Origin of the sequence: Duganella radicis (assembly GCF_009720825.1) — a bacterium.
GTDB lineage: Bacteria > Pseudomonadota > Gammaproteobacteria > Burkholderiales > Burkholderiaceae_D > Rugamonas > Rugamonas radicis.
Window position 1 is genome coordinate 1 of record NZ_WNKY01000099.1, and the last position, 3,086, is coordinate 3,086.

The 3,086-nt window shown below is 68.2% G+C and carries 1 protein-coding gene; it reads left to right on the top strand.

The genetic code is table 11. The features are described from left to right. A partial coding sequence (hrpA, locus tag GM676_RS31130) for an ATP-dependent RNA helicase HrpA (protein WP_371866420.1) occupies positions 1-3,086 on the top strand: 3,086 nt, incomplete at both ends.

Genomic DNA, 3,086 nt, shown 5'->3' on the forward strand with positions numbered 1-3,086 from the left:
CGCGCCGCGTGGCGACGGCCGGCCGCCGCGCCTGACGCCGGAGGAGCTGGCGGCGCGCGAGGCCGAGCGGGCGTTCCGCAATCCGCTGCCGCCGATCACCTTCCCGGAAGACCTGCCGGTGTCGGGCCGCCGCCACGAGATCGCGCAGGTGTTGCAAAATAATCAGGTGATCATCGTCTCGGGTGAAACCGGTTCCGGCAAGACCACCCAGCTGCCGAAGATTTGCCTGGAACTGGGGCGCGGCCAGCGGGGCCTGATCGGCCACACCCAGCCGCGCCGCATCGCCGCCTCGTCGACCGCCAAGCGCATCGCCGTGGAGCTTGGTTCGCCGCTGGGCGAACACGTGGGCTTCAAGGTGCGCTTTGCCGACACCCTGCAAAAGGGCGCCTCGGTCAAGCTGATGACCGACGGTATCCTGCTGACGGAGACGCAAAGCGACCCGCTGCTCAAGGCCTATGACACCATCATCATCGACGAGGCGCACGAGCGCAGCCTGAACATCGATTTCCTGCTCGGTTATCTGAAACAGCTGCTGCCGCGCCGCCCGGACCTCAAGCTCATCATCACCTCGGCCACCATCGACGCCGACCGCTTCGCGCGCCATTTCGGCACGCCGGAGCGGCCGGCGCCGGTGATCGAGGTTTCCGGCCGCCTGTATCAGGTGGAAGTGCGCTACCGCCCGATCGAGAGCGAGCTGCCGGCTGGCGCCAACGCGGCCGCCGTCGCCAACGCCGAGGGCCGCGGCGCCCGCACGGCCGCCGCCCGCGAGAAGCGCGACCTGATGGACGCGGTGGTCGACGCGGTCGACGAGCTGGCGCGCATCGGCGCCGGCGATATCCTGGTGTTCCTGCCCGGCGAGCGCGAGATCCGCGACGCCGCCGAGGCGCTGCGCAAGCACCATCCGCCGCATGTGGAAATCCTGCCGCTGTTCGCCCGCCTGTCGGCCGAGGAGCAGGAGCGGGTGTTCCGGCTGACCAACGCGCGCCGCATCGTGCTGTCCACCAACGTGGCCGAGACCTCGCTGACCGTGCCCGGCATCCGCTACGTGGTGGACGCCGGGCTGGCGCGCGTCAAGCGCTACAGCTACCGCAACAAGGTGGAGCAGTTGCAGATCGAGCCGATCGCGCAGTCGGCCGCCAACCAGCGCGCCGGCCGTTGCGGCCGGGTGGCCGACGGCGTCTGCATCCGCCTGTACGACGAGCAGGACTTCCTGCAGCGGCCCAAGTTCACCGAGCCGGAAATCCTGCGCTCCTCGCTGGCGGCCGTGATCCTGCGCATGAAGACCCTGCATCTGGCCGATGTCGAGAGCTTCCCCTTCATCGAGCCGCCGCTGGCGCGCGCCATCGCCGACGGCTATCAGCTGTTGCAGGAGCTGGGCGCGGTCGACGAGTACAACCAGATCACGGCGCTGGGCAGGAAGCTGGCCAAGCTGCCGCTCGACCCGCGCGTCGGCCGCATGATTCTGGCGGCGCTGGACAACGTCTGCCTGCGCGAGGTGCTGATCATCGCCGCCGCGCTGTCGGTGCAGGACCCGCGCGACCGGCCGCTGGAGCACCAGCAGGCCGCCGACGAGGCGCACAAGAAGTTCGCCGACGAGAAGTCCGAGTTCCTCGGCTACCTCAAGATCTGGAACTGGTTCGAGCAGGCGATCGAGCACAAGAAGACCAATCGCCAGCTGCAGGACAACTGCCGCAGCAACTTCCTGTCGCAGCTGCGCCTGCGCGAATGGCGCGACGTGCACTCGCAACTGCTGACCATCGTCAAGGAGCAGGGCTGGCGTCTGAACGACGCCCCGGCCACCTATGAGAATCTGCATCTGGCGCTGCTGACCGGCCTGCTGGGCAACATCGGCTTCAAGCTGGAGGACGATCCCGGCTTCCTGGGCGCGCGCGGCATCAAGTTCCATATCTGGCCGGGGTCCTCGCTGAGCAAGAAGCCGGGCAAGTGGATCATGGCGGCGGAGCTGGTGGACACCACGCGCCTGTACGCGCGCTGCGTGGCCCAGATCCAGCCGGAGTGGCTGGAGAAGGTCGGCGGCCACCTGCTGAAGAAATCGTGGGGCGAGCCGCGCTGGGAGAAGCGTTCGGCGCAGGTCACGGCCTCCGAGCGCGCCACGCTGTACGGGCTGGTGGTGTACAGTCAGCGCCGCATCAACTACGGCGTGTTCAATCCGGCCGAGGCGCGCGAGATCTTCATCCGCGACGCGCTGGTGGGCGGCGACTACGAGACGCGGGCGCCGTTCTTTGCCCACAACCACAAGCTGATCAAGGAGATCGAGAACCTTGAGCACAAGTCGCGCCGCCAGGACGTGCTGGTGGATGATGAGCTGATCGCGGCTTTTTACGACAAGCTGATTCCGGCCGAGGTGGTGAACGGCGCCGGCTTCGAGAAGTGGCACAAGGATGTCACGGCTGCGGAGCCCAAGCTGCTGTTCCTCAACCGCGATGAGCTGATGCGCCACGAGGCGGCCGGCGTCACCACCGACCTGTTCCCCAAGAAGATGAGCGTGTCGGGGCTGGAGCTGGCGCTGAGCTATCACTTCGAGCCGGGCAGCGTGCGCGATGGCGTGACGCTGGCGGTGCCGCTGTATGCGCTGAACCAGCTGTCGCGCGAGCGTTGCGAATGGCTGGTGCCGGGCATGTTGAAGGAGAAGGTGCACCTGCTGCTGAAATCCCTGCCGCAGAAGCTGCGCCGCCACTGCGTGCCGCTGCCGGACTACGCGGCCCGGTTCTGCGAGCGGGTGGAGGCGGCGCACGCCTTCGGCCGCGGCGAGCTGATCGACGCCATCATCGCCGACATCCGCAAGCAGATCACGGTGACGCCGCTGACCACCGACTTCAAGCCGGAGACGCTGCCCGCGCACCACTTCATGAACTTCAAGGTGATCGACGAGCATGGCCGCCAGCTGGACATGGGCCGCAACCTGGCCACCCTGCAAGCGGAATACGGCACGCAGGCGCGCGAAAGCTTCCAGAAGATGGCGGAGGCCTCCGGCCCGCAATCGACGGTGGCCGCGCGCGCGGTGGTGCCGGCCAAAGGCGCCGCGGTCGCCACTGGCGCCGTCGCGGCGCCCGGTGCCGGCCCGG